This is a genomic window from Streptomyces sp. NPDC002994, assembly GCF_040611155.1.
In the GTDB taxonomy this organism is placed as follows: domain Bacteria; phylum Actinomycetota; class Actinomycetes; order Streptomycetales; family Streptomycetaceae; genus Streptomyces.
In genome coordinates, this window is sequence record NZ_JBEXNQ010000017.1 from 72,957 (window position 1) to 98,107 (window position 25,151).

26 protein-coding genes and 1 riboswitch are annotated in these 25,151 nt (G+C 69.8%); of the genes, 11 read left to right on the forward strand and 15 right to left on the reverse strand.

Features of this window, described 5'->3' with window-relative positions:
* Positions 1–145: 145 nt before the first annotated feature.
* The 4 genes from ABZX79_RS23045 to dnaK form a co-directional block, all read right to left on the reverse strand.
* Positions 146–598 carry a YbhB/YbcL family Raf kinase inhibitor-like protein gene (locus ABZX79_RS23045; protein ID WP_355260705.1) on the reverse strand — a complete coding sequence of 151 codons (453 nt, stop codon included), beginning with the start codon at positions 596–598 and terminating at the stop codon, positions 146–148.
* 88 nt (positions 599–686) lie between these two features.
* Positions 687–1,730 (reverse strand): zinc-dependent alcohol dehydrogenase family protein, encoded by a 1,044-nt coding sequence (locus ABZX79_RS23050; RefSeq protein WP_355260708.1) that lies wholly within the window; start codon positions 1,728–1,730, stop codon positions 687–689.
* On the reverse strand, positions 1,727–2,362 hold the full coding sequence (gene grpE, locus ABZX79_RS23055; RefSeq protein WP_355260711.1) for a nucleotide exchange factor GrpE: 636 nt from the start codon (positions 2,360–2,362) through the stop codon (positions 1,727–1,729). The genes ABZX79_RS23050 and grpE overlap by 4 nt, the downstream gene beginning before the upstream one ends.
* On the reverse strand, positions 2,359–4,248 hold the full coding sequence (gene dnaK / locus ABZX79_RS23060) for a molecular chaperone DnaK (protein ID WP_355260714.1): 1,890 nt from the start codon (positions 4,246–4,248) through the stop codon (positions 2,359–2,361). Before dnaK ends, grpE begins: the two co-directional genes overlap by 4 nt.
* A gap of 320 nt (positions 4,249–4,568) precedes the next feature.
* Here dnaK and ABZX79_RS23065 point away from each other — a divergent pair, with 320 nt between their 5' ends.
* Both ABZX79_RS23065 and ABZX79_RS23070 read left to right on the forward strand, forming a co-directional pair.
* Positions 4,569–4,907 (forward strand): STAS domain-containing protein, encoded by a 339-nt coding sequence (locus ABZX79_RS23065; RefSeq protein ID WP_355260717.1) that lies wholly within the window; start codon positions 4,569–4,571, stop codon positions 4,905–4,907.
* 436 nt (positions 4,908–5,343) lie between these two features.
* Positions 5,344–5,805 carry a hypothetical protein gene (locus tag ABZX79_RS23070; RefSeq protein ID WP_355260720.1) on the forward strand — a complete coding sequence of 154 codons (462 nt, stop codon included), beginning with the start codon at positions 5,344–5,346 and terminating at the stop codon, positions 5,803–5,805.
* Between the two features lie 11 nt (positions 5,806–5,816).
* Here ABZX79_RS23070 and ABZX79_RS23075 read toward each other — a convergent pair whose 3' ends face one another.
* Genes ABZX79_RS23075 through ABZX79_RS23085 form a run of 3 tightly spaced genes read right to left on the reverse strand, consistent with a single transcriptional unit; the run spans position 5,817 to position 9,370 of the window.
* A complete protein-coding gene (locus ABZX79_RS23075) occupies positions 5,817–8,111 on the reverse strand; it encodes an FtsX-like permease family protein (RefSeq protein ID WP_355260723.1) in 2,295 nt (764 codons plus the stop codon).
* Positions 8,112–8,114: 3 nt separating this feature from the next.
* A complete protein-coding gene (locus tag ABZX79_RS23080) occupies positions 8,115–8,867 on the reverse strand; it encodes an ABC transporter ATP-binding protein (RefSeq protein ID WP_355260726.1) in 753 nt (250 codons plus the stop codon).
* Positions 8,864–9,370, reverse strand: coding sequence for a PadR family transcriptional regulator (locus ABZX79_RS23085; protein WP_214972534.1), 507 nt, complete (start codon positions 9,368–9,370; stop codon positions 8,864–8,866). Before ABZX79_RS23085 ends, ABZX79_RS23080 begins: the two co-directional genes overlap by 4 nt.
* A 180-nt stretch (positions 9,371–9,550) precedes the next feature.
* Here ABZX79_RS23085 and ABZX79_RS23090 point away from each other — a divergent pair, with 180 nt between their 5' ends.
* From ABZX79_RS23090 to ABZX79_RS23110, 5 genes are all read left to right on the forward strand, one after another.
* A complete protein-coding gene (locus ABZX79_RS23090; RefSeq protein ID WP_355260729.1) occupies positions 9,551–10,825 on the forward strand; it encodes an ABC transporter substrate-binding protein in 1,275 nt (424 codons plus the stop codon).
* A gap of 232 nt (positions 10,826–11,057) precedes the next feature.
* Complete coding sequence (locus tag ABZX79_RS23095) at positions 11,058–12,713, forward strand: glycoside hydrolase family 13 protein (protein ID WP_355260732.1); 1,656 nt, start codon at positions 11,058–11,060, stop codon at positions 12,711–12,713.
* Positions 12,710–14,044, forward strand: a complete 1,335-nt coding sequence (locus ABZX79_RS23100; RefSeq protein ID WP_355260735.1) for an ABC transporter substrate-binding protein — start codon at positions 12,710–12,712, stop codon at positions 14,042–14,044. Before ABZX79_RS23095 ends, ABZX79_RS23100 begins: the two co-directional genes overlap by 4 nt.
* A gap of 134 nt (positions 14,045–14,178) precedes the next feature.
* A complete protein-coding gene (locus ABZX79_RS23105; protein WP_355261007.1) occupies positions 14,179–15,459 on the forward strand; it encodes a sugar ABC transporter permease in 1,281 nt (426 codons plus the stop codon).
* Positions 15,456–16,367 (forward strand): carbohydrate ABC transporter permease, encoded by a 912-nt coding sequence (locus ABZX79_RS23110; RefSeq protein WP_355260738.1) that lies wholly within the window; start codon positions 15,456–15,458, stop codon positions 16,365–16,367. Before ABZX79_RS23105 ends, ABZX79_RS23110 begins: the two co-directional genes overlap by 4 nt.
* Positions 16,368–16,440: 73 nt before the next feature.
* On the opposite strand, the gene ABZX79_RS23115 is transcribed toward ABZX79_RS23110, so the two are convergent.
* Positions 16,441–17,433 carry an aldo/keto reductase gene (locus ABZX79_RS23115; RefSeq protein WP_355260741.1) on the reverse strand — a complete coding sequence of 331 codons (993 nt, stop codon included), beginning with the start codon at positions 17,431–17,433 and terminating at the stop codon, positions 16,441–16,443.
* Between the two features lie 135 nt (positions 17,434–17,568).
* Here ABZX79_RS23115 and ABZX79_RS23120 point away from each other — a divergent pair, with 135 nt between their 5' ends.
* On the forward strand, positions 17,569–18,462 hold the full coding sequence (locus ABZX79_RS23120; RefSeq protein ID WP_355260744.1) for a LysR family transcriptional regulator: 894 nt from the start codon (positions 17,569–17,571) through the stop codon (positions 18,460–18,462).
* Here the strand turns inward: ABZX79_RS23120 and ABZX79_RS23125 are convergent.
* Complete coding sequence (locus ABZX79_RS23125) at positions 18,452–18,958, reverse strand: hypothetical protein (RefSeq protein ID WP_355260747.1); 507 nt, start codon at positions 18,956–18,958, stop codon at positions 18,452–18,454. The two genes, ABZX79_RS23120 and ABZX79_RS23125, sit on opposite strands and share 11 nt — an antisense overlap.
* 167 nt (positions 18,959–19,125) lie before the next feature.
* Here ABZX79_RS23125 and ABZX79_RS23130 point away from each other — a divergent pair, with 167 nt between their 5' ends.
* The 3 genes from ABZX79_RS23130 to ABZX79_RS23140 all read left to right on the forward strand — a co-directional run bounded on the left by ABZX79_RS23130 (position 19,126) and on the right by ABZX79_RS23140 (position 21,133).
* Positions 19,126–19,632, forward strand: coding sequence for a DinB family protein (locus ABZX79_RS23130; protein ID WP_355260750.1), 507 nt, complete (start codon positions 19,126–19,128; stop codon positions 19,630–19,632).
* Positions 19,633–19,846: 214 nt separating this feature from the next.
* Positions 19,847–20,527, forward strand: a complete 681-nt coding sequence (locus tag ABZX79_RS23135; RefSeq protein ID WP_355260753.1) for a DUF4142 domain-containing protein — start codon at positions 19,847–19,849, stop codon at positions 20,525–20,527.
* 3 nt (positions 20,528–20,530) lie between these two features.
* Entirely contained in the window at positions 20,531–21,133 is a 603-nt protein-coding gene (locus tag ABZX79_RS23140) for a class F sortase (RefSeq protein WP_355260756.1), read from the forward strand.
* 167 nt (positions 21,134–21,300) lie between these two features.
* On the opposite strand, the gene ABZX79_RS23145 is transcribed toward ABZX79_RS23140, so the two are convergent.
* The 6 genes from ABZX79_RS23145 to ABZX79_RS23170 form a co-directional block, all read right to left on the reverse strand.
* Complete coding sequence (locus ABZX79_RS23145) at positions 21,301–21,657, reverse strand: hypothetical protein (RefSeq protein ID WP_355260759.1); 357 nt, start codon at positions 21,655–21,657, stop codon at positions 21,301–21,303.
* Between the two features lie 148 nt (positions 21,658–21,805).
* Positions 21,806–22,657: a GNAT family N-acetyltransferase gene (locus tag ABZX79_RS23150; protein WP_355260762.1), complete on the reverse strand. Its 852-nt coding sequence runs from the start codon at positions 22,655–22,657 to the stop codon at positions 21,806–21,808.
* Between the two features lie 100 nt (positions 22,658–22,757).
* A complete protein-coding gene (locus ABZX79_RS23155) occupies positions 22,758–22,994 on the reverse strand; it encodes a hypothetical protein (RefSeq protein WP_355260765.1) in 237 nt (78 codons plus the stop codon).
* Positions 22,991–23,641 carry an MBL fold metallo-hydrolase gene (locus ABZX79_RS23160; RefSeq protein WP_355260768.1) on the reverse strand — a complete coding sequence of 217 codons (651 nt, stop codon included), beginning with the start codon at positions 23,639–23,641 and terminating at the stop codon, positions 22,991–22,993. Before ABZX79_RS23160 ends, ABZX79_RS23155 begins: the two co-directional genes overlap by 4 nt.
* Before the next feature lie 11 nt (positions 23,642–23,652).
* Positions 23,653–23,720: riboswitch (guanidine-III (ykkC-III) riboswitch) on the reverse strand.
* A gap of 30 nt (positions 23,721–23,750) precedes the next feature.
* A complete protein-coding gene (locus tag ABZX79_RS23165; RefSeq protein WP_355260771.1) occupies positions 23,751–24,083 on the reverse strand; it encodes a hypothetical protein in 333 nt (110 codons plus the stop codon).
* A 97-nt stretch (positions 24,084–24,180) separates the two neighbouring features.
* On the reverse strand, positions 24,181–25,041 hold the full coding sequence (locus ABZX79_RS23170) for a serine hydrolase (protein ID WP_355260774.1): 861 nt from the start codon (positions 25,039–25,041) through the stop codon (positions 24,181–24,183).
* Positions 25,042–25,151 lie beyond the last annotated feature (110 nt).

Sequence of the window (25,151 nt, forward strand, 5' to 3'; positions counted from 1 at the left end):
GCCGACACCCACTGTGCGCTCGCCCCACTCAGCGCGAGCGCCGGGGAACACCTCCTGCGCACACTGCGCGGAGCCGCCACCGCCCTCGACGCCCGCATCGTACCGAGAGCCGTCACCGAGAGGCCGTCAGCAGACGCACCATGACTCAGCGCTGGTAGAGACCGACCAGTGTGCCGCCTGCCAGTTGCTGCTGGTCCACGGCTGCGTGCACGTCCGCGGCACTCGCGTCGTCGGCCAGATCGACAGGCTCCGCAAGCGCGTAGAGGTGGAAGAAGTACCGATGAGCCTTATCGCCGGGGGGAGGGAGCGGACCTCCCCAGCCGGACTCGCCGAATCCGTTCATCCGGGCCTGTCCGCCGTCGGGCGTCTGTCCCGCTCCCACACCGGTGCTCGCCGGGTCGATGCCCGTGACGAGCCAGTGCACGAAGGTCCCGCTCGGCGCGTCGGGGTCCTCACAGAGCAACAGCAGCTCCGACGTGCCGTCCGGCACCCCGGACCAGGACAGGTCGGGGGAGACGTTTTCGCCTTCCATGGCGTAGCGGCGCGGGATGAGCGCTCCGTCGTTGAATGCGGAACTCTTGAGTTCGATACCAGCCATGCGGAAGTGGTACCCCGCCGCGGCGCGGCTCTGCCGAGCCGGTCGGCAAGATGCACCGAGTGGCGCAGTTGTTCACCGCGCCAGTTGTTCACTGCGCGACGAGCACTGCCACCCCGGTGATCCGTCCGGCCCCCAGGTCCTCCAGGGCGTGGTCGGCCAGCCGCATGGGATAGCTCGTCACTCGCACGGTGGGGCGCAGTTTCGTCACTTCGGCGAGGTACGCCCGGCCGTCCTCGCGGGTGTTCGCGGTGACGCTGCGTACGGTCCGTTCCTGGAACAGGTGGCGGGCGTACTCCAGCGGCGGGATGGAGCTCAGGTGGATCCCGGCGATCGCGAGCGTGCCGCCCCGGTCCAGCGCCGCCAGTGCCACCGGTACCAGGTCCCCGGCCGGTGCGAAGAGGATCGCGGAGTCCAGCGGCTCGGGAGGTGCGCCGGATCCGGCGGACGCCGCTCCGAGTTCCAGGGCCAGCCGCTGCGCCGTCGGGGAGCGGGTGACGACGTGGACATCGGCCCCACGGGCGATGGCGAGCTGGGCCGTCAGATGCGCCGAGGCTCCGAATCCGTAGATGCCCAGCCGGCCGCCCGGCGGCAGGTCGGCCCGCTGAAGAGCCCGGTAGCCGATGATCCCCGCACACAGCAGGGGAGCGGTCTCCTGGTCGCTCCACCCTTCGGGCAGCCGGTAGGCGAACCGGGCGTCCACCATGAGGTGGCCGGCGAATCCGCCGTCGATGTCCCAGCCGGTGTAGCGAGAGCCGGGGCAGAGGTTCTCCCGTCCCGTCCGGCAGTAACGGCACTGCCCGCAGGTTCCCGCCAGCCAGGCCGCCCCCACCCGGTCACCGACGCGGAACCCATGCCCGTCGGGTCCGTCGGCGGGCCCGCACGCGACCACCTCGCCGACCACCTCGTGGCCCGGCGTGCAGTGTGTCCTGCGAGGGGCCAGGTCGCCTTCGGCCAGGTGCAGATCGGTCCGGCACACCCCGCAGGCGCGCACGCGCATCAACAGTTCGTACGGGCCGGGTTCCGGAAGCCCGCGCTCCACGAGCCGCAGCGGTCCGGACGCGATCGGCCCCGGGCGCTCGACCACCCAGGCGGATGTGGTCGTACGCCCCGGCCCTGCGACCTCCGGCTTCACGGGCCGGTCGGAGGTCCGGCGACCGCTACCTGGGCGGGGCGCAGGAGGTGGTCACCGACCCGGTGCCCGGGGCGCAGGATCTCGGCGCAGACGGGGCGTTCCAACGTGTCGGAATGGCTGTACGACACGGCCTCGTGCACGAACGGATCGAAGGGCTCGCCCGCCGTCCCGAACGGCTCCAGACCCAGTGCGGCCAGTTCGGACCGCAGGACCTCGGCGACGCGCTCGAAGCCGCCCTTCACCTCGCCCTGCTCGTCGGCCTCCTCGAGGGCGTCGAGCACGGGCAGGAGCCGGCCGAGTACGTTGGCCACCGCGATCTCGCGGACCGCCAGGCGATCACGGCGTACCCGCTTGCGGTAGTTGTCGTACTCGGCTTTCACCCGCTGCAGGTCGGCCGTGCGCTCTCGCAGTTGTGCACGCAGCGCCTCCTCCCGGGACGGCTGAGGTACGAGGTCGGTCCCGCCGTGGCCGGCCGACGCCCGCTCAGCCCCCTCGGCCCGCTCGGCCCGCTCCTCGCGCCGGGCGGCGGCGCGGGTCGGAAGAGAATCCTGGGAGCCGCCCCGTCGCCCGTCCCGGACGATCTCCAGCGACGGCACACCGGGGTGGCCGCGACCGTCGGTCGGGCGATTCATCCCGCGCCTCCCTGCTGCTTGTCGTCGTCGACGATCTCCGCGTCGACGACGTCCTCCTCCGCGCCGCTCTCCGCGCGCGCCCCGCTCTCGCCCGCGCCGCCCGCGGCCGCACCGGAGCCCTGCGCCTGGCCCTGTGCCTGGGCGTTGGCGTACATGGCCTGGCCGAGCTTCTGGGAGACGGTGGCGACCCTTTCCGTGGCCGAGCGGATCTCGGCGGTGTCCTCTCCCTTGAGCTTTTCCTTCAGCTCGGTGACGGCGGTCTCTACCTCACTCTTCACGTCGCCCGGGACCTTGTCCTCGTTGTCCTTGAGGAACTTCTCCGTCTGGTAGACGAGCTGCTCGGCCTGGTTGCGCGTCTCGGCGGCCTCGCGGCGCCTGTGGTCCTCCTCCGCGTACTGCTCGGCGTCACGGACCATCCGCTCGATGTCGTCCTTCGGCAGCGCCGAGCCACCGGTGACGGTCATCCGCTGCTCCCTGCCGGTGCCGAGGTCCTTGGCGGCCACATGCATGATGCCGTTGGCGTCGATGTCGAAGCTCACCTCGATCTGCGGGACACCGCGAGGGGCGGGCGGCAGGCCGGTCAGCTCGAACATGCCGAGCTTCTTGTTGTACGCCGCGATCTCACGCTCACCCTGGAACACCTGGATCTGCACGGACGGCTGGTTGTCCTCGGCCGTCGTGAAAATCTCCGAGCGCTTGGTCGGGATCGTGGTGTTGCGCTCGATGAGCTTCGTCATGATGCCGCCCTTGGTCTCGATACCGAGCGACAGCGGCGTGACATCGAGCAGCAGAACGTCCTTGACCTCACCCTTCAGTACGCCGGCCTGGAGCGCGGCGCCGATGGCGACGACCTCGTCGGGGTTGACCCCCTTGTGCGGCTCCTTGCCGGTGAGTTCCTTGACCAGCTCGGTCACCGCCGGCATACGGGTCGAACCACCCACCAGGATGACGTGGTTGATGTCGGAGAGCTTGATCTTCGCGTCCTTGACCGCGTTGTGGAACGGGGCCTTGCACCGCTCCAGAAGGTCGGCGGTCAGCTGCTGGAACTGCGAGCGCGTGAGCTTCTCGTCCAGATGCAGCGGGCCCTCGGCCGACGCACTCAGGTAGGGCAGGTTGATCGTGGTCTCGGTCGCGGCCGACAGCTCGATCTTGGCCCGTTCGGCGGCCTCGCGCAGCCGCTGCGTGGCCATTTTGTCCTTGGACAGATCGATGCCGTACGCGTTCTTGAACTGCTTGGCCAGGTGATCCACGACCCGCTGGTCCCAGTCGTCACCACCCAGGTGCGTGTCACCGTTGGTGGCCTTCACCTCGACCACGCCCTCGCCGATTTCCAGCAGCGATACGTCGAACGTGCCGCCACCGAGGTCGAACACGAGGATGGTCTGGTCGTTCTCCTTGTCCAGGCCATAGGCGAGCGCCGCGGCCGTCGGCTCGTTGATGATCCGCAGCACCTTCAGGCCGGCGATCTCCCCGGCTTCCTTGGTCGCTGTGCGCTGCGAGTCGTTGAAGTACGCCGGAACCGTGATGACCGCGTCCGTCACGTCCTCGCCGAGATAGGCCTCGGCGTCGCGCTTGAGTTTCTGCAGCACCCGCGCGGAGATCTCCTGCGCGGTGTAGCGCTTGCCGTCGATGTCCCCTTGGTCCGGGAAACGCCACTGTGCCTCGCCCACGTGGCGCTTCACCGATCGTGCGGTGCGTTCGATGTTGGTGACGGCCTGCCGCTTGGCGATCTCACCGACCAGCACCTCACCGCTCTTCGCGAAACCGACCACCGACGGGGTGGTCCGGGCGCCTTCGGTGTTGGTGATGACCGTGGGCTCGCCGCCCTCCAGCACGCAGACCACAGAGTTCGTCGTACCGAGGTCGATACCCACTGCACGTGCCATTGCCTTCTCCTCACCCTGCGCTCCACTTCCACGGCGGCGCGCCATGCCCGGGCGGAGCCGCGTGCGGCGTCATTTTCATGGTCACACGTCGGTGGCCAGATGGCTCAGAGCGGGCCACTGCACCCACCTCTCAACCGCTCTGACCTGCGGATATGGAGGAACTTTCTTCAAAACCTGGATAGAACGCGCCGACGCGATTGTCAAGATATTCACGGTGCGACGGGGGACGGCTCGTCGCTGTGGTCAGGCCGGGGTGGACAGGACAGCCGGTCAGGGGTTTCTCTGGATGCACAGCCCGTCCACCTTTCCAAGGGGGCGCCGTGAACGACACGATCCAGGTCGGCGTTCACGCCACCGGACCCGACAGCTGCCGGATCACCGTGGCAGGGGACCTCGATGTCGTCGGCGCGCCGGATCTCAGAGAGGCCCTCCAGGCTGCCGTGGCCACTCGTCGGCGGGTCCTGGTGGACTGTGCGGGCCTGACCTTCTGCGACTGCTCGGGGTTGAACGCGCTGTTGGCCGCGGCCCGTACGGCGAAAACGAACGGAACCGAGCTGCGGCTGTGCGCCGTCCCGCGCGCGCTGGCCCGGCTCCTGCGGCTGTCCCATACCGGCAGCGCGTTCACCATCGAGCACGAGCAGGCGGGCGTCGACGCATGACCTCGCGGCGGTCACCGGCCCGGAGCGGTTCTCATTAGGGCCGTCGGGCGGTGATCGCTAAGCTGCGTGCAGTTCGCACCAACAGCCGGTGGTGGAGGGGGATATGAGTACAGGTCCAGGTCCGAGTGTGCCGCCACCACCGCCGTCACCGCCATCACCACCGCCGTATCCTCCGTCGCCGCCGCGTTCGGATCCTCCGCGCTGGGCCTGGTGGGTCGCAGGGATAGCCATCCCGCTGCTCGGCATCGCTGTGACGGTGCTCGCCAGCCGGGATTCCCGGCCCGTAGTGGCAAGCCCCGCACCGCTTCCGGCCATCAGCAGCTCACCGGCCACACCCCCCGCTGCCGCGACGGCAGCCCCTTCGCCTTCCCGCTCGGTGTCTGCGTCCCCGTCGCCGTCCGAGTCCTCCCAAGAGCTGAAGTCCCCTGACGGGTACGTGCTGAAGAAGACGATGTGGGGCATCGCCCCGGTGCCCTGCACGCAGCATGAGCAGCAGCTTGTCGATCTCGATGACGGCCGGAACCGAGTGGAGCCCGAGGACGGCGGCGCGGTCAAGGAGCCCGGCGGGGCCGAGCTCCTGTACTGGCCCGACACGTGCTATGGGTCCGACTACCTGTTGCGCGGGCTGCCCAACACCCAGGTGGGCCTGCTCCGGGCGGATTCGCAGAAGTCCTTCGAGTCCTGCGAATCCGCGAGCAGGGCAGGCTTCGGCGCCCTTGCGCTGAGCCAGGCCACCGATCGCAGGGACCGCGGCTTCGTGGAGGGCGCGGCCGTGTGCTCGGTAACCAACGAAGGTGCCGTGGCCATGGCCGTGATCGAGCACATCGACGAAGCCGGCGGTACGTCGTTTGATGTCTCGGTCAGTGGCAGCCTGTACGTCTGGTCAAAATCGTCCTGAGCGGACCCGGCTCAGGCGACCGCGCTCAGTGTGTCCGCCAGGCGGCGGTGCGCGGCGCGGGCGGCCGGCAGGGTGGCGAGCGCGGCCGCACCCACGACCGCCGCCGCGCCCAGCAGGAGCAGCACCCACGGCGACGGGGTCTGGGCGATACCCGCGCCGATGCCGCTCGACCGGCCCTGGGCGTCGATCAGCAGGCGGGCGAGCGGCACCCCCAGTGCCGCGCCGGCGACGGCGGCGGCCAGGGCGGTGCCGGCGACGGCCGTCACCGTGACGGCGGTGATCTGGCGCGGTGACAGCCCGACGGCTTTCAGCGCCAGCAGGTCCCGCTCACCCTCCCGTACGCTGCCGCCGATCACCGTCGACAGTTCGGTCAGCCCGATCAGGGCGAGTACGGCGACCAGTCCGAGTACGACGCCGCGCAGCGGGGCCGGGCCCCCGGCCGGGTTGGTTACTTCGCGGATGTCCAGCCGGCCGTCCGACGCCCCGGTCAGTGCAGCGCCGACGGCGTGCGGGTCCGCGCCGGGGCGCAACTGGAGCTGATAGAACGCCGGCCGGAGCCCGGGGTCGTTCTCACGCAGCGTGTCGAGTGAGGTGGAGATGACGCGGCCGGCGTTCTCCGGCTCGATGCTGCGCCCGACGATGTGCAGGATCTGCGGGCGCCCGCCGACCGTCATCCGTATCCAGTCACCGACCTGGACGTTCAGCAGGTCCAGCAGCCCCTGCCCGGCCACCGCCTCGTCGGGCCCCTGCGCCGGGCGGCCCGCGGCCAGCGTGAACGGATACGGCTCCTCGCGGGTGCCGAGACCGCGCAGCGCGATCGTCCCGGTCTGGCCCGGTACCAGCGCCGCCACCTCCACACCCGGGTGGGCGGCCTGGACCCGGTCGTCGGCTTCGAGCAGGGCGCGCGCCGCACGGTCGTCGAGTCCCTTGTCGGCGCGGGCCGTGAGCGCGGCCGCGAGACCGAGCTGTTCGGGCCTGCTCTCGAAGCGCTCGACGGTCGTCCACGCACTGAGGGCGACCGTGATCAGCACCAGCGGCAGGGCGAGGCGCGCGATCGTGGCCATCGAGCGGGGACTGCGGGTGAACGTCCGGTGCAGGCCGAGGACGAGGGCCGGCGGCAGCCGCAGCCCCAGCGCCCTGCGGGCCGGACCGGAGAGCCGGCTACCGGCGGGACCGGCCGACCGCAGCACAGGTACGGGCGAAACCCGGCCCGCCCGCCAGGCGGCGAGACACGTGGTGGCGCCGATGAACAGCACCGCGCCGACCGGCACCGCGAGCAGCGCCGCGGCATGGCCGGGCAGCCCCTGCCACACCCCGACCGCGTCGCCGAGCCTGCCCGGGATGCCGCTGCCGAGCGTCTCGATGAGTACGGTCGCCAGCACGGTGCCCAGCAGCGCGAACGCCACATGCTGGGCGAGGAAGACCCGTACCACCTGGCCGGGCGTGAAGCCGATCGCCTTCAGTACGGAAATGTCCCGCAGATGACCCCGGATCCGGGTGCTGATCGCGCCGAACACGGCCAGCGCCGCGGCGAGAAGCGCGCCCAGCCCGAAGAGTCCGAGGACCTGACCGAGCAGCCGGGTGTCGCCCTGCGCCTCGGCGCGCGCCTGCTGCCAGCTGGAGACCTGAGTGACGGCCCCCGCACCGAGCTCGGTCACGGATCGCTGTACGGCGTAGTCCGTGTCGCCGGGGTCGCTCAGCCGCAGCCCCACGACCTGTCCGGTGCGCTTGCCGGTCCGTTCCACGACCGACGGCAACGCCCAGACGGTGCCGGACCGCTCACCAGGGCTGTAGCGGGGCTCGGCATGGTCCGCGACACCGAGCACCGTCAGGGGGCGCGGGCTCCCCGGGAGCGTAAGCCTGTCGCCGGTTTCCACCCACAGGGCGCGGGCGAGATCCCTCTCCAGTACGACGCCGTCTGGCATGCCGGGGTCCAGCCACCGCCCGGAATCCAGCAGCGGACGCCCGGTGGTGGGCGGGGTGTCATCGGCGCCGCGGAGTTCGACGGTCGCCCGGGTCCCGCGCGACTCCACCGTGGCGGACGCGGTGCGGTAGGGGCCCGACACGGATTCGACGCCGTCCAGCGCGGCGAGCCGGGCAGCGTCGGCGGACGGGCCGGTGTGGATCCACAGGTGAGCGCCGTTGGCCCGGGTGAAGACGCGCTGCCAGGGGTTGGTGGCGTAACCGAACAGGGCGGTGGCGAGCAGCAGTGAGGCGACGATCCCGGCGGTGGCCAGGACGATGAAGAGCGCTTCGCCGCGGTGCGTACGCAGATCGGCGTGCGCCCAGCGCAGGGTGGCTCGCACGGCTCAGTCCTTCAGTTCGAGCACGGAGGATATGCCCGTACCCCGCGAGCCCGCGGCGTCGTCGAGCTCCGCGTCGTCGGCGATCCGGCCGTCGTAGAAGCTGATCACCCGGTCCGCGGCGCTGGCGAGCCGCGCGTCGTGGGTCACCAGGACGATCGTCTGGCCGCGCTGGTGGAAGCGGGTCAGCAACCGCATCACCTCACGGGTGCCCTTGCTGTCGAGGCTGCCCGCCGGCTCGTCGGCGAGCAGCAGCCCGGGGTGATTGACCAGCGCCCGCGCCAGAGCGACGCGCTGCTGCTCACCGCCGGACAGTTCGCCCGGCATGCTGCGGGCCTTGCCCTCAAGCCCCAGCTCCGCCAGCAGGCTCTCGCGCTCGGCGCGGGCCCGCTTGGGGGACGTACCGGCGAGCAGTGCGGGCAGCTCCACATTGTCGGCGACGGTCAGGTTCGACACGAGGTTGAAGAACTGGAAGACGATGCCAATACGGCGGCGGCGCTCCACCGCCCAGCGGGCCTCGCTGTAGGAGTCGGTGCACGCGCCGTCCAGCCAGATGCTGCCGCTGTCCGGCCGCTGGAGCCCGCCGAGCAGATGCAGCATCGTGGACTTCCCGGCGCCCGACGGTCCGGTGACGGCGACGAACTCGCCCCGCCGTACGGAGAGATCCACACCGCGCACGGCACGGACGGGGGCGCCCTCGCCGTGGTGGGTCTTGACCAGGCCCTCGGCGCGCAGAGCGGGAACGGGGGTGTCGCTCATTCCAGCTCCTCCTGGCAGCGTTCCAGCCAGTCGAGGTCGGCCTGCAAATGCAGAATGGCGCCCTCGACGAGCAGATGGGCGATGGGGTTTTCCCGGTTGTCGGCGGCGGCCAGCTTCGACAGATTGCGCATGGTGTTCAGATACTGACGGCGCTGCTTGTTGATCAGCGCGATCTGGTCGGCGAGGCCGGTCCGGGGAGCCAGGGCGAGCTTCATGAAGAAGTCGTCCCGCACCCGGGGCTCGTCCGAGGTCTCCTCGAACCAGACCTGCAGCGCTTCCCGCCCGGCATCCGTGAGCCGGTAGACCTTCTTGTTGGGCCGGCTCGACTGGGCGACCTCTTCGCCCTCGATCAGGCCCGACTTCTCCAGCCGCCCCAGAGTCACATAGATCTGGCCGACGTTCGGCTGAGGGTACTCGGCACCCAGCAGTTGCTCAAGGTCCTGTTTGAGTTCGTAACCATGGGCGGGTCCGCGCGCGAGAAGAGCCAGGAGGGGCAGCCGCACTCGTGCTCTCCTCCTTTGCTTCGTCTGCCTGCTTGTTGCACAGTGATTCCGGCCGTGGTTCGCAGTGTGGTCCGGATCGCCTCGTCATTCTGTCGCAGGCCCTAGTATCGCCCATGCCTAACGGGTATACATGGCCCGTCACGCCGAGGGTGCTCGGCGCCGGTGTACAGGGAGGAACCTATGCGGTGGATACGTGCCGCCGGTAGGGGCCTGCTGGTCGCCGCGGTCGTCGTGGCGGGATACGTCACCCCCGACGCCCCCGGGGGCGGGGCGCGCGACGACGGGCGTGGCCCGATGACCCTCGCCACGGCCGGGGACCTCACGGACTACCTCGGCCCGCTGCTGGACGGCTGGAACCGTACGCATCCGGACGAGAAGGTCACGCTCGTCGAGCTGCCCGACTCCGCCGACGAGACCCACGCGCAGATGGTCACCGGACTGCGTTCGGACCGGGGCCGGTTCGACATCCTCAACATCGATGTCGCCTGGACCCCGGAGTTCGCCGCCGCCGGATGGATCTCCCCGCTCGACCCAGGCCGCTTCCCGCTGAAGGGCTTCCTGCCGCCGGTGGTGGGTACGGCGACGTACGACGACAAGCTGTATGCCGTTCCGTACGTCACGAACGCGGGGATGCTCTTCTACCGCAAGGACATCCTGGACCGGGAGGGCGAACGGCCCCCGCGCACCTGGCAGGAGCTGGAACGCCAGGCGCGCACCATCGCCCCGAAGCACGGGCTCGGAGGGTACGCCGGCCAGTTCCTGCCGTACGAGGGGCTGACCGTCAACGCGGCCGAGGCGGTGTACTCGGCGGGCGGCAGCATCCTCGGAGACGAGGGGGAGCGCGTCACCGTGGACTCGGCCGCGGCGCGGGACGGGCTCGGCTTCCTGGTCCGTGGCGTGCGCGACGGGTGGATCCCGCGCGAAGCGCTGACATACAAGGAAGAGGAGTCCCGGGAGGCGTTCCAGAACGGCCGGCTGCTCTTCCTGCGCAACTGGCCGTACGCCTACGCGGGAATCTCCGGCAAGGACTCCGAGGTGGCGGGCAAGTTCGGCGCGGTGCCGCTGCCGGGGGCCGACGGGCCGGGCACGAGTGTGCTCGGCGGCTCGAATCTCGCGGTCAACGCTGATGCCCGCCACCCGGAGTCGGCGGCCGACCTGATCGCGTATCTGACCAGCGAACCGGTGCAGCGCAAGGTGCTCACCGAAGGCGCGCTGCCGCCTGTGCTGGCCGGTCTGTACGGGGATGCCGATCTGGTACGGAAATTCCCCTATCTACCGGCCTTGCGTACGAGTGTGCTCGCGGCAGCGCCGCGTCCCAAGAGCCCGCGCTACGACCAGGTGAGCCTGGCGGTGCAGGCCGTCGTGCACGACGCGATGACGCAGCACCAGTCGCCGGCGGCGGCTGTGCGCAGGCTGGCCGGGGAACTGGCTGCCATCGCGCGTCGCCAGGGCTGAGCTCACCCGGGTAGTTACTTGTTAGGTAGATGCTGCGGACCAGCGGGCACTTCTGTGCCCAGGTCAAATCGGTCATAATCCCCCAACTTTGCGCAGCTTTCCGTTCAGTCGTTGACACCCTCTCGTCACGCCTACCTAACATGCATGCATAACAGCGCGGCCCGCACCTCTTCTGGTCTTCTGGTCTTCTGGCCGCGCGCACCCCTTCACGTAGAAAACAGGTCCACGGGTGATGCTCAAATGGTGGCGCGACGCGGTGATGTACCAGGTGTACGTCCGTAGCTTTCTGGACAGCACCGGGGACGGCATCGGCGACCTCGCCGGCGTCCGCGCGGGACTGCCGTACCTCAAGAAGCTCGGGGTCGACGGCATCTGGCTGAGCCCCTTCTACCCGTCGCCCCAGCACGACCACGGCTACGACGTCGCCGACTACTGCGACGTCGACCCGGTCTTCGGAGACCTCGGCGAGTTCGACCGGCTGGTCACCGGCGCCCGGCGGCTCGGCATCAAGGTGCTGCTCGACATCGTCCCCAACCACTGCTCCAGCGAGCACCCGTGGTTCCGCGAGGCGCTCGACGCGGGGCGCGGCAGCGCGGCGCGTGCCCGCTTCCACTTCGCCGAGGGGCGCGGCCCGGCCGGCGAGGAGCCGCCCAACAACTGGCACGCGATGTTCGGCGGTCCGGCCTGGAGCCGGGTCACCGAGCCGGACGGCAGCCCCGGCCAGTGGTACCTGCACATGTTCACGCCCGAGCAGCCGGACCTGAACTGGCGCAATCCCGAGGTCGGGGCCCACTTCGACCACGTGGTGCGCTTCTGGCTCGACCGTGGCGTCGACGGCTTCCGCATCGACGTGGCCGCCGGACTCTTCAAGCACCGCGAACTGCCCGACTCGCCGGACCCCGAGGCCGACGCCCGCACCCGCGACTCGGTCAACCCGCTGGCCTGGAACCAGCCCGAGGTGCACGACGTGTGGCGGCACTGGCGGTCGGTGTGCGAGCAGTACACCGCGCGCGACGGCCGGGAGCGGCTGCTGGTCGGCGAGGTGTCCGTACCGACGACCCGCGAACACGCCCTGTACGTACGCCCCGACGAACTGCACCAGGCCTTCTTCTTCGACCTGCTCAGCGCCCCCTGGGACGCCGACCACTTCCGCAAGGTCGTCTCCGAGGCCATGCAGGACATCGCGGGCACCGGCTCCACCGTCACCTGGGTGCTCAACAACCACGACCAGGTCCGCACCGTCACCCGTTACGGCGACCACGGCACCGAGGGCAGCGGCCTCGGCACCGCCCGCGCCCGCGCCGCCGCACTGCTGATGCTCGCGCTGCCCGGCGCGGCGTACCTCTACCAGGGCGAGGAGCTGGGCCTGGCCGAAGTGCTCGACCTGCCCGACGAGGTGCTCACCGACCCGATCTTCCGCCGCACCGGAAGCCGGGCCCGGATACGCGACGGCTGCCGGGTGCCGCTCCCGTGGTCGGGCCACGCCTCCCCGTTCGGCTTCAGCGCGGACGCCGTGGACGTCAAGCCGTGGCTGCCGCAGCCGGACTGGTTCGCCGAGCACGCCACCGACCGCGCGCTCGCCGACACCAGCTCCTTCTGGCACCTCTACCGCGACGGGCTTCAGCTGCGCCACAGCCTCCCGCAGCTCGGCGAAGGCACCCTGCGCTGGCTGGAGAGCGCACCCGGAGTGCTGTCCTTCGTCCGCGGTGACGGCCTGGTCTGCGCCGTCAACTTCGGAACCGCCCCGGTGCCCGCCCCCGTCCCCGGAGCCCCTCTGCTGGCCAGCGGGCCCTGCCCGGCCGGTCTGCTGCCCGGATCCACCGCCGCCTGGTGGATCAGCGACAACACCTCCCACAACACCGACGACACGATGGGACTTTCACGATGACGACGCAACGACGCACCACCACCACGCTCGCCTGTTGCACGGCCCTCGTCCTCGCGCTCGGCGCGACCGCCTGCGGCGGCGGCCCCGTCACCACCGCGGGAGGCGGAGACAAGGCACTCAACGGCCAGACGATCACCGTCGCCGGTGTCTGGTCGGGCACCGAGCAGAAGAACTTCCAGAAGGTGCTAGACGCCTTCACCGACAAGACCGGCGCCAAGACCCGGTTCGTCTCCACCGGGGACAACGTCTCCACCGTCGTCGGCAGCAAGATCGAGGGCGGCAACGCCCCCGACGTGGTGATGGTGCCTCAGGTCGGCGTACTCCAGCAGTTCGCGAAGAACGACTGGCTCGAGCCGCTCTCCCGTACGACCGAGGAGTCTGTCGACACCAACTACGCCAGTGTGTGGAAGAAGTACGGCAGTGTCGGCGACGACTTCTACGGCCTGTATTTCAAGGCCGCCCACAAGTCGACCGTCTGGTACAGCCCCGACGCCCTCGACCAGGCCGGCGTCAAGCCGCCGACGACGTACGCCGAGATGCTGAAGTCCGGTCGTACCGTGGCAGATTCGGGCCTGTCCGCCTTCTCCGTCGCCGGTGAGGACGGCTGGACGCTCACCGACTGGTTCGAGAATATCTACCTCTCCCAGGCGGGCCCCGAGAAGTACGACCAGCTCGCCGCCCACAAGATCAAGTGGACCGACCCCACCGTCGTGAAGGCGCTGACCACTCTCGGCCGGCTCTTCTCCGACAAGCAACTGATCAACGGAGGCCAGAAGGGCGCCCTGAGCACCGACTTCCCCGGCTCGGTCGAGAAGGTCTTCGGCCCCGAGCCCGAGGCCGGGATGGTGTACGAGGGCGACTTCGTCGCGGGCATAGCGAAGGACCAGTTCGGCAAGAAGCCCGGTGAGGGCGTCTCCTTCTTCCCCTTCCCCGCGGTCGAGGGCGGCGAGGCACCGGTGGTCAGCGGCGGCGACGCGGCGGTCGTCCTGAAGGACGGCAAGAACCAGAAGGCCGCCATGAAGTTCCTCGAATACCTGGCGAGCCCCGAGTCGGCCGCCGTCTGGGCCGGGGCGGGTGGCTTCCTGTCCCCGAACAAGAAGGTCGAACCCGCCGCCTACGGTGACGACACCACCCGGAAGATCGCCAAGTCGCTCACGGACGCGGGCGATTCGGTCCGGTTCGACATGTCCGACCAGGCCCCGGCGTCCTTCGGCGGCACCAAGGGCGCCGGCGAGTGGAAGATCCTCCAGGACTTCCTGCGCGACCCGTCCAACCCGCGCGCCACGGCAAGCCGGCTGGAAGACGCGGCAGCCAAGTCGTACGAAGGCTGAGGCGGACCGTCATGACCACGGTCACCGCACCCGGCACAACGGCGGGGCCCGGCAGAGCAAAGGGCCCCCGGTCCGACGACAAGCACGACAAGCACGGCGGGCATACGGACCACCGGCGCCGCGCCCGGCGGCGCATGCGGATCGTCGCCGTGGCGTTCGTACTGCCCGCGCTGCTGCTGCTCGGCGCACTCGTCGTCTACCCCGTCCTCTTCTCGGTCGGCCGCAGCTTCTTCGACGCTTCGGGCACCCGGTTCGTCGGCGGCGAGAACTACTCCGAGATGTTCCGCGACCCGGCCACACTCACGGCCATCCGTAACAGCACCATCTGGGTGGTCGTCGCTCCGACCCTGCTCACCGGGCTCGGACTCATCCTCGCCGTGCTCGTGGAGAAGGTCCGCTGGGCCACCGCGTTCAAGCTGCTGCTGTTCATGCCGATGGCCGTTTCCTTCCTCGCCGCGGGCATCATCTTCCGGCTGGCGTACGAGGAGGACCCCGACAAGGGCGTACTCAACGCGACCGTGGTCGGCGTGCACGACGCCTTCCAGGACGCCTCCACCTACCCGACCGCCCGCGCCCGTGACGGGCAGGGCCTGACCAGGGCGGCCGACGGTTCGTACGGTACGGATCGAGCGGCATCCCCGGGCAGTACGGTCAACCTCGGGCTCGTCGGCGTACAGCCCAAGGAGCTTCCCGCCGGGGCGAAGGACGCGCTTCCCGCCGCCGGCCGGCAGGCGGGCCGCGACGAGCTGCGCGGAGTCGTCTACCTGGACTTCGCGCCGGGCGGCGGCGGCAAGCAGGGCGCGGTCGACAAGGCCGAGAGCGGACTGCCGCAGATGCGGGTCGAGGCCGTACGGGACGGAAAGACGGCAGCCACCGCGACCACGGCGGCCGACGGGTCCTACCGGTTCCAGGATCTGGCGCCGGGTTCGTACGCCGTACGGCTGCCGGCGGCGAACTTCGCCCAGCCCTACGAAGGCATTTCGTGGCTCGGGCCGGCCCTCGTCACCCCGGCCATCATCGGGGCGTACCTGTGGATCTGGACCGGCTTCGCCATGGTGCTCATCGGCGCCGGGCTCTCCACCCTGCCGCGCGACACGCTCGAAGCGGCCCGGATGGACGGCGCCAATGAGTGGCAGGTCTTCCGCAAGATCACCGTGCCGCTGCTCGCGCCGGTGCTGACTGTGGTGTTCGTGACCCTGGTGATCAACGTGATGAAGGTTTTCGACCTCGTCTACATCATCGCGCCGGGACCGGTGCAGGAGGACGCCACCGTACTGGCCACCCAGATGTGGCTGGTCTCCTTCGGCGGCGGCAACAACCAGGGCCTCGGCAGCGCGCTCGGCGTCCTGCTTCTCCTCCTGGTGATCCCCGCCATGGTCTTCAACGTCCGCCGCTTCCGCAGGAGCCAGTCATGAGCGCCGCCACCGCCACCGTCGCCGCGAAGGAGCAAAGGCCGGCCCCGGCCCCGGCGCGCAGACGACCGGCCGGGCGGCTGAGGGGGTGGCTGGGCAACGGCGTGGTCCAGGCGTTCCTCGTCGTCGTCAGCCTCGTCTGGGTCACCCCGCTCGCCGGGCTCTTCCTCTCCTCGATGCGTACGACGCAGGACAACTCGGCGAGCGGCTGGTGGACGGTCCTGACCAGCCCGGGACAGCTCTCCTTCGACAACTACTCCACTCTGCTCGGCAACGCGGGCATCACCCAGGCGTTCTGGAACACCGTGCTGATCTCGGTGCCCACCACCACCCTCGTCGTGGTGATCGCCGCACTCGCCGGATACGCCTTCGCCTGGCTGGAGTTCCCGGGCCGGGACTGGCTGTTCCTGCTGGTGGTCGCGCTGCTGGTGGTGCCGGTACAGGTGGGGCTGCTGCCGGTGGCGAAACTCTTCGGTCAGTTGGGTCTGTTCGGCACGATCCCGGGCGTGGTGCTCTTCCATGTGGCGTACGGGCTCCCCTTCGCCATCTTCCTGCTGCGCAACTACTTCGCCGAGATACCGCGCGAAATGCTGGAGGCCGCCCGGATGGACGGCGGCAGCGAGTGGCGGATCTTCACCCGGCTCGTCCTGCCGGTGGGCCGCCCGGCCATCGCCAGCCTGGCGATCTTCCAGTTCCTGTGGGTGTGGAACGACATGCTCGTGGCGCTGCTGTTCGCCGACAGCTCCGCGCAGCCGCTCACGGTGGAACTGCAGTCGCAGATCCGCCAGTTCGGCAGCAACATGGACGTGCTGGCGCCCGGGGCCTTTCTTTCGCTGATCGTGCCGGTGGCGGTCTTCTTCGCCTTCCAGCGGCACTTCGTGCAAGGGGTGATGGCGGGCTCCGTCAAGTGACGCGGTGACGCGTATACGCCCCCGGCCCCGGTCCTGACCATGGACCGGGGCCGGGGGCGTATACGTTCTCGCGTCAGTCCTTGGCGAGGATCGCCTCGATGCTGAGGAGTTCGGCCTCGCTGAACTCCAGCCGGGCGACGGTCTCGACGCTGTCGCGCAGCTGCCGGGCGCTGCTCGCGCCGACGACCGCGGAGGTCACAGTATCGTCGCGCAGCACCCAGGCGAGTGCGAGCTGCGCCAGTGACTGACCGCGCTCACGTGCCAGTTCGTTCAGCGACCGCAGCCGCGTCACCAGGGACTCCGTCACCGCGTCCGCCGTCAGGAACGGGCTCGTACCGGCAGCGCGGGAGCTTTCGGGAACACCGTCCAGGTACCGGTCTGTGAGCAGCCCCTGGGCGAGCGGCGAGTACGCGATGGCTCCGGCTCCCACCTCCCGCAGGGCGGGCAGAAGGTCGTCCTCCGGAGCCCGGTCCAGCATCGAGTACCGGGGCTGGTGGATCAGCAGGGGCGTACCGAGCTCGCGCAGGATGGTCGCGGCCCGCCGCGTCTGCTCGGCCGGGTAGTTGGAGATACCCGCGTAAAGAGCTTTGCCCTGCTGGACGGCGGTGTGCAGCGCCCCCATCGTCTCTTCGAGCGGGGTGTCGGGGTCGTAACGGTGCGAGTAGAAGATGTCGACATGGTCGAGCCGCATCCGACGCAGGCTCTGGTCGAGGGAGGCGAGCAGGGACTTCCGCGAGCCCCACTCGCCGTACGGGCCCGGCCACATCAGGTACCCGGCCTTCGTGGAGATGACGACCTCGTCCCGGTATGCCGCGAAGTCCTCCGCGAAGATACGGCCGAAGACGGTCTCGGCCTCCCCGGGCGGCGGTCCGTAGTTGTTGGCGAGGTCGAAGTGGGTCACGCCCAGGTCGAAGGCGCACCTCAGGATCTCGCGCTGGGTGTCGAGGCCGCGGTCGCTTCCGAAGTTGTGCCACAGGCCGAGTGACAGCGCCGGCAGCTTCAGACCGCTGTTGCCGACGCGGCGGTACGGCATGGTGTCGTAACGGCCGGGGTGGGCGGAGTACACGTGGGTCTCCTCTGGGGGAGTGCGGGCCGGCGGGGGAGTGCGGCGCGGAGTGCGCCGCGTACCCACACTGCCCGTCGACCGTCATCCCGTCCAACAGAAGAATGCGAATGCTTTGAGAAGCTACGCTTCTGAATTATGGAACTGAGACACCTGGAGTACTTCGTCGCCGTGGCCGAAGAGTGCCACTTCACGCGGGCCGCGCAGCGGCTCATGGTGTCGCAGTCCGGGCTGTCGGCGGCCGTGCGGGAGCTGGAGCGGGAGCTCGGCACCGCGCTGTTCGCCCGTACCACCCGGTCGGTGGGCCTGACCGAGGCGGGGCGCGCGCTACTGGCCGAGGCGCGGCGTACCCTAGCGGCGGCACGCGCCGCCAGGGATGCCGTGGCCGCGGTCCAGGGACTCGTGCGCGGCACGCTCACCGTGGGCACCGAGCAGTGCATCGCGGGCGTGCATGTCCCGGGCCTGCTGGCGCGCTTCCATCAGCGGCACCCGCAGGTGGAGATCCGGCTGCGGCAGGCAGGCTCCGCCCAGCTCATCGAGGAGGTCGGCAGCGGGCGGCTCGACCTCGCCTTCGCCATCGACTGCGGGGACACACCCCGTACCGTACGGATGCTGCCGCTCACGGACGAGCCGATGCTGCTGCTCTGCCACCCGGAACACGCGCTGGCCGCGGCCGGGGAGGTCTCCTGGCACGAGCTGCGCGACGAGCCCTTCATCGACTTCCACTCCGACTGGGGGCCGCGCAGGGTCGGCGACGCGGCGTTCGCCGCCGCCGGGATCGGCCGACAGGTGTCGCTGGAGGTCAATGACGTCCACAGCCTGCTGGAGCTGGTCCGCGAGTCGCTGGGTGTCGCGCTCGTTCCCCAGCACTTCACGCGCAAACCGGAGGCGGCGGGACTGCGCGCCGTCCCGCTGGCCGGCGCGGAGCGGCTGACGTACAGCAGTGTGACCGCGCTGCCCCACGAGGAGTCCACGAGCCCGGCGGCGCGCGGCCTCCTCGGGCTGCTGGGAACGGCTGCTTCTACTTCTTGAGCGGCTCCAGGCACAGGGCGACGTCGATGCGCCCGCGCTGAGTGATCGTGAACTTGCTTTCACCGGGCTTGCATTCGAGGGTGTCGACGCTCATGCCCTCTTCGGTGACCTTGAGCTCCGCCTTCGGGCCGGCGCAGTCGACGATCTCGATGTCCGGGCGGGATTCCGTCCCCTTCTCCATCACACAGTCGCCGACGTCCGCGCTGTAGGCGGAGTTGTCGGGCTTGGGGTCGGGGACGGATGTGGTGCTGTTGTCCTTGAAGAAGACGACGTAGATGAGAACGACGATCGCGGCGACGACAAAGCTGGCGCCCTTAATGACAGGCGTGAGGCCGCGGTTGCGCCGGGGCGGCTGCGGGGGCTGCCCGCCGGGCGCACCGTACGGGGCCTGCGGCTGCCCTTGGTAAGGCTGCTGGCCGTACTGCTGGCCGTACGGGGGCTGGCCCTGCTGCTGCGGGTACGGGTTGTAGCCGCCCTGCGGCGGTGGCGTGGACATGGTGGGCTTAATTCCCCTCGATGGGACGGCGGAGTCACGGCACATCAACTTGACGCGCCCACCACAAGTTAGCTGTCGCAACCGACAGTGCGTCTGCCGGGGGTGGCTGCCGGCACAGTGCCCGGTGTGGCAGAACTGCCGTACCAGCACACTGGCATGATGCCCGAATGAATGATCACCAGCGGACCGCCCCCTCCCGGACAGCCGGCGAACGCGCCTCGCTCACGGGCTTTCTGCGGTATCAGCGCGAGACTCTGGCCATGAAGTGCTCCGGCCTGACTACCAGTCAGTTGAGGGACAAGGTGATACCGCCGTCCGGCCTGTCCCTGCTCGGACTGGTCCGGCACGTGGCCGAGGTCGAGCGGATGTGGTTCCAGGTCGTGTGGAACGGCGAGGAGATCGCGGGCTATTGGCCGGGCAAGGTGAACGGCACGTTCGCCGAATTCGCCACCGACTCGGCCGATCCCGACGAGGCGTTCAAGGTCTGGCACGCGGCGTGCGCGCGATCCCGCGCGATCGTGGAGGCCGCCGAGTCCCTCGACGCCACGGTGGAATGGCGGGACGAGGCGTACACGCTGCGCTACATCCTCACCCACATGATCGAGGAGTACGCCCGGCACAACGGCCACGCCGACCTGCTGCGCGAGCGGATCGACGGAGCCACTGGGGAGTAGCGCCGACCGGGACCGTCAACCGCGGCGCTGTCGCGAAACGTCGCCTCATGGCCACGCCGTGTCGGCCATGCGCGTGATATTCGGGCGGCATCTGTGGATGTTCGGCGTGTCGGTGGGAGGGATGCTGCCGGGCGCTGTATCGAGCGCCCATTTCCACGGAAGCGGACCGGCGGCTCGTGACGTGCTGCCTGCCGCAGGGAAGGGAGCAGTTTCCATGCGCAGACGACTGGCGCCTGTCGCCACGGCCGTGATGGTCCTGTCGAGCATATGTGTGACCCCCGCGCTCGCCGCTGCGGTGAGCGCCCAGGACACGATGTTCGTCAAGGCGGCCCACCAGGGCAATCTCGCGGAGATAGCCGCAGGTGAGGATGCTCAGGAGCACGCGACCACCGAGTGTGTCGAGAAGGTCGGCGCGGTGCTGGTGCGTGACCACACCAAGCTGGACGCGGATGTGAAGCTGCTGGCCGGCAAGCTGAACGTAACGCTCCCTGGCTCTCCGACCGCCGAGCAGGAAAAGGAGCTGGCCGCTGTGCAGGCCAAGGCCGGTACGCCCGCCTACGACGCGGCATGGCTGAAGTCCCAGGAAGCCGCACACACCGCGACCTTGGCGCTCATCGACCAGGAGCTGTCAGCGGGCGAGAACTCCGAGGTCAAGGCTGCTGCCCGCAGTGCGCGGCCCGTGGTGGCGATGCACCTGGACATGGTCCGCGGGGGCGAGTGCCACGCGGGCAAGGACGCGGGCAAGGTCCGGGCCGGCCACAGTGGGCAACTGGCCGCCGACGACAGCTCGCTCGCCCTGGCGGGCGTCGCCAGCCTGGCCGGCGGTGGGCTTCTCGCCACCTGCGGGGCGCTCTGGTTCCTGCACAACCGGCGCCGTTCCGCCGAGCGCCGCTAGGCCGTGGCGGGACGCCGGCTCGCCGCCGGCGCACTGGCGGCGGGCGGCCTCGGCGCCATGGCGGCCGGGTGGGTGATGGTCAGCGGCCCGCAGTTCCCCCTGGGGGATGCGGGCACGCTGCCTGCCGTTCAGGCCCCGGCGGCGGCAGGCGGCCGTGCGCCGGCCTCACCACCCCAGAGCATCCGCGGCCCGGGGCGGTTCAAGGCCGGGATCGTGCCGGTGGCCGCGACGGCCGATGGGGTGCTGGCCCTGCCCGAAGAGCCCGACACCGGCGGATGGTGGGCGCTGGGCGCGGCTCCCGGGGCTCCCCGTGGAACCGTCCTTGTCGCGGGGCACGTCGACACCCGCGAAGGCGAGCTGGGAACGTTCGCCCTGCTGCACGAGTTCCCACTCGGCGCGCGCGTGGTGCTGACAGGCGCTGACGGCCGGGCCCGTGCCTACCGCGTCACTGCCCGCCGCACGTACGGGCAAGAAGCCCTGCCGGCCGATCTGTTCAACCGCGACGGGCCCCCCAGGCTGGCACTGATCACCTGTGCCGGACGGTACGACCACACGGCCGGCCGCTACCTGAAGAACCTTGTCCTGTACGCCATGCCCACTCCGTAGGGCATGGCCTCCTTCAGGCCGACAGGGACTCGGCATGGGCCCCCGCGCCGGGTACTGCGCCAGCGCCAGCTGGGTCCCCCCGTCGCCGAGGGCGGTTCCCGCCGTCCGGCGACGCGGCGTTCGCAAGCGCCGGGCCACCCGCACCCACCGCGCGGACCGGTGTGGGTTCACAGGCGTCGCAGGATCCTCCGCAGGCGCCTCAGGGGACGGGGCGACGGCTTGGGGTGCGCCGGCGGTTCGTGCTGGCTGCTCCACAAGGGCACCTGTGGCATGAGGAAGCGGGAGCCGGAAGTCTCCATCACGCAGAAGGGCTCGCCGCTCATGTCGTCCACATGGATGCGGAAGGGCCGGGGCGGCTCCTCGGGCAGCTCCGCCTCCAGGACCGCGGCGCCTTTGGGCCGGCCCTTCCGGTAGGCGACGACCTTGCCGTCCACCAGGACCTCGATGCCGTCGGAGGGCCGTCCGACCTGGACGCTGATGGAGTGCCCATCCTGATCGAGGTGAAATCGGTGACCGCGGGTCATGACGTACCTCCCCCAACGGTGCGGGACGTCCTGGTCCCAGAGTACGCAGCCTCCTCCGAAACCTCGGCCGGCACCGGCACCGGCAGTGCCTGCCTGGCCACATGTGGTCACGCACCCCTGGCCCACACGAGCGGGATGCCTCGACTGCCTACTGGCCACGGGCGGGCTGGTTGGCGATCAGCAGGGTTGTGCCGGCCGGGCGGAATCCCAGGCGGGCGTAGATACGGGCGACAGCCTCCTGCGCGTAGGCGAGGAAGACGGTGTGGACGCCGTGGTCGCGGGCGTGGGTGGCCAAGGCAGCCATGACGGCAGCGCCGAGCCCCTGGCGGCGGGCGGTGGGGAGGGTGCCGATACCTCCGATCTCGGTGATGCCGTGCGCCGGGTGGTAGTGACCGGCGGCAAGCGGAGTGCCGTCCGGGGCGAAGGCAGCGGCGAGCGTTTTGTGGCCGGAGCGGAGGAAGGGGCGGGTCATCGCCACCGTGCCGTCCGCTGTGAGCTTTTCCGCCGCCACTGCCAGCTCCGCGCAGCCCGCCGACCCCAGCGCTGTGCCCTCTGCCGCGAAGGCCAGCTGCGGGATGGCGAGTACGGCGGGCAGGGCCGGGTCGTCGGCTTCCAGGACCCGGATCGTGACGCCCGGGGGCAGAGACTGCGGGGGCAGCGGACGGTGCGGGTCGAGGGTCATCAGCGGGCGTTCCATGACCGGCAGGCCCGCTGCCTCGATGCGGGCGCGCAGCGAAGGCGTCACCTCGGCGAGCCACTCGAAGGCCTCCGGCACACCGAGCTCACGCTGCCGGGCGCGCACTCGGGCGATGTCGGCGGCGGTGGCAGTGACGGCACCTGCCGAGGCGGGACGCGCATGGTACGGACCGCCGTAGAAGGGGGCGCCTGTCTCCTTGCGTACGAAAAGGCACAGGGAGTCGAACTCCTCGGCTTCGGCGAACAGCAGGGGTACGGCGGCGTAGTACTGCTCAATGCGCTCACGCAGGGACGGCTGGCTCATGCGACACATCCCATCACGGCCTTCGGGCTCTCCAACCCGCTGTCCTACGTACCCCAACCAGTCAGCCGCCACCCTCATCCGGGCGTTCAGCGGCTACGCCCTACACCTGGTCCTCGCGGCAGATGACGAAGCTGGGAAAGGTATGCCGCCCGGGCCGGTCGCCGATCTCGTCGATCGCCTTGCTGATGTCCCGCAACTGGCCCACGGTCATCTCCAGCGGCGGCTCGTCCGGCTGGTAGGTGGTACGGATCGGGTAGTCCACACCGGGCACGTCGGTCATCTCGATGTGGCAGCCGAGAATGTGGGTGACCGGTCGGGTACCGGCGAACGCGATCAAGCGGTCGATCGTACTGCGGAAGGCGGCCCAGTCCTCCACGTACAGCCGCCCGGGATACACCGTGTCCCCGGTGAGCAGGAATCCGGTGTGCGGGTCGTAGTACGTGAGCGCGGCTTCATGATGGCCGGGGTTGCGAGGCACTCCAGCACTCGGCCACCGAGGTCGACCCGGGCCACCCGGCCGGGGTCGTCGGAGAATCCGAAGTACTCCCAGGCACTGTCGCGATCCGCCCCCACGACCATGGTGTGGGGGCGGCCGGTGAACTGTGAGTCGCCGGCGACGTGGTCGCCGTGAGCGTGGGTGTGCAGGACGAGCAGCGTGCAGCCGTCCCGGGGATGCTCGGCCAGCCGGCGCCCGACCAGGTCGTCGACGACCCGGCGCAGCGGGAAGAACTCGGCGGACGCGGTGGCTCCGGTGTCGATGAGTACGGCCCGGGTGTTGCCGAAGAGCAGGAAGAGGAACGGTGCCTCGTAGTTGACCGCCATGTTCTGGCGCAGGATGAAGGTGTGTTCATCGTAGGCGTGGACCTGGATGTCGGGATCGGTGTCGTGCTTCGCCGACGGCGATCCGTGGATCCAGTTGACGTCCAGGACGCGAGGTTCGGGCGCCTTGGAGGCGAAGTCGATGTGCTGCCCATGTCCGCTCATGACGTCTCCTCAGAGCGTCGTCTTTGCAGGCCGGGTACGGCGCACATCTCGTCCGGGGCAGGCCCTCACGAGCTGCCGGGCGGAATTTACTACGCCCGGAGCAACCTGATCAACCGGAGCACAGCCCGCGCTTGGTCAGCCAGTGTGTCAGCTCCTTGCCGCGCAGCAGGGGGAACTGCCCACCCCACTCGTCCCAGTCCAGGCCGCTCTCGGCATGCAGTGTCAGATCGGCGATGGTTTGCCCCGCTACATCCTTCACAAGGAATCGCACGTCACCCCAGCACATGCAGACAAACGCGTCGGCTTGGAAGTCGACCTCCAGCAGGCCGGCGAGCTGGGCCAGTTCGCCGGCGTCGCTGACAACCGCGACACTGTCCGCGCCGAGGCCGCGCACTTCGACCGTGTGGGCACGCCGCCACACGGTGTCGGCGGGTGTGCGCAAGGCCTCCTCCTCGACTGGGTTCGGGCACAGTAACAGGGCCCGGCGGACCAGGTGGGTGGGGGCAGGCTCGTCACCCGCCCCCCGTCGAGCCGCTGGGCTACTTCTTGAAGCCGTAGTTCATCAGCTTCTTCGCATCGTTCGTGCGATGTGTCTGTGAAGACGAGGCCAGGACCGTGCCGATGACTGTCCTGCCGCCCCGGGTGGCCGCATAGACCAAGCAGTACCTGGCTTCCGGGCCCGAGCCGGTCTTGACCCCGATCGTGCCTGAGTAGGTGCCGAGCAGGTTGTTGGTGTTGGCCCAGGACATGAAGCGGTAACCGTTGTTCCTCGTCGTGACCTTCTGCTTGGTCGACTTCGTCTTCACGACCGTACGGAACATCGGGTACTTCATCGCATTGCTCGCGAGCTTCGTCAGGTCGCGCGGTGTCGAGTAGTTCGAGGTCTTTCCGATGCCGTCGAAGGAATCGAAGTGCGTGTTCTTCAGACCGAGGCTCCTGGCGGTCGCGTTCATCTTGCCGATGAACGACTTCACACGTTTCGCTCGCGTGGAACCGCTGCCGAACTTGTCGGCCAGTGCGTACGCCGCGTCGCAGCCGGACGGCAGCATGAGGCCGTACAGGAGCTGGCGGACGGTGACCTTGTCGCCGACGATCAGACGGGCCGACGACGCGGTGTTCGCGACGATGTAGTCGCTGTACGCCTTCTGGATCGTGACCTTCGAATCCAGATTCAGGTTCCTCTGCGCGAGCACCACCCGGGCCGTCATGATCTTGGCGGTGGAGCCGGTGGGAAGACGCTTGTCCGCGGCCTTGGCGAAGAGCGTCTTCCCCGTGCCGTTGTTCATCACGAAGCCGCCCCTGGCGGCGATCGTGGGCGGCCTGAGCGTGTCGGCCTGCGCCGGGGCGGAGAACGGCCCGGCCGTCAGGACGGCCCCTGCGGTGACAGCGACTGATGCCACACGAAGAACGGCCGCGCGGTTGGTTTTCAAGATCAGTACTCCAAACGCCCCTCGGGGGCGGTCACATGAGAATGCGCTTGCTCATGCACAACGCCCAGGAGGGGTCATTG

Coding starts and splice junctions, on each gene's coding strand:
- ABZX79_RS23130 (WP_355260750.1), top strand. CDS start 19,126: ATGAATGATCACCAGCGGACCGCCCCCTCCCGGACAGCCGGCGAACGC.
- dnaK (WP_355260714.1), bottom strand. CDS start 4,248: ATGGCACGTGCAGTGGGTATCGACCTCGGTACGACGAACTCTGTGGTC.
- ABZX79_RS23100 (WP_355260735.1), top strand. CDS start 12,710: ATGACGACGCAACGACGCACCACCACCACGCTCGCCTGTTGCACGGCC.
- ABZX79_RS23120 (WP_355260744.1), top strand. CDS start 17,569: ATGGAACTGAGACACCTGGAGTACTTCGTCGCCGTGGCCGAAGAGTGC.
- ABZX79_RS23160 (WP_355260768.1), bottom strand. CDS start 23,641: ATGAGCGGACATGGGCAGCACATCGACTTCGCCTCCAAGGCGCCCGAA.
- ABZX79_RS23090 (WP_355260729.1), top strand. CDS start 9,551: ATGCGGTGGATACGTGCCGCCGGTAGGGGCCTGCTGGTCGCCGCGGTC.
- ABZX79_RS23080 (WP_355260726.1), bottom strand. CDS start 8,867: ATGAGCGACACCCCCGTTCCCGCTCTGCGCGCCGAGGGCCTGGTCAAG.
- ABZX79_RS23105 (WP_355261007.1), top strand. CDS start 14,179: ATGCGGATCGTCGCCGTGGCGTTCGTACTGCCCGCGCTGCTGCTGCTC.
- ABZX79_RS23045 (WP_355260705.1), bottom strand. CDS start 598: ATGGCTGGTATCGAACTCAAGAGTTCCGCATTCAACGACGGAGCGCTC.
- ABZX79_RS23095 (WP_355260732.1), top strand. CDS start 11,058: ATGCTCAAATGGTGGCGCGACGCGGTGATGTACCAGGTGTACGTCCGT.
- grpE (WP_355260711.1), bottom strand. CDS start 2,362: ATGAATCGCCCGACCGACGGTCGCGGCCACCCCGGTGTGCCGTCGCTG.
- ABZX79_RS23125 (WP_355260747.1), bottom strand. CDS start 18,958: ATGTCCACGCCACCGCCGCAGGGCGGCTACAACCCGTACCCGCAGCAG.
- ABZX79_RS23145 (WP_355260759.1), bottom strand. CDS start 21,657: ATGACCCGCGGTCACCGATTTCACCTCGATCAGGATGGGCACTCCATC.
- ABZX79_RS23150 (WP_355260762.1), bottom strand. CDS start 22,657: ATGAGCCAGCCGTCCCTGCGTGAGCGCATTGAGCAGTACTACGCCGCC.
- ABZX79_RS23135 (WP_355260753.1), top strand. CDS start 19,847: ATGCGCAGACGACTGGCGCCTGTCGCCACGGCCGTGATGGTCCTGTCG.
- ABZX79_RS23110 (WP_355260738.1), top strand. CDS start 15,456: ATGAGCGCCGCCACCGCCACCGTCGCCGCGAAGGAGCAAAGGCCGGCC.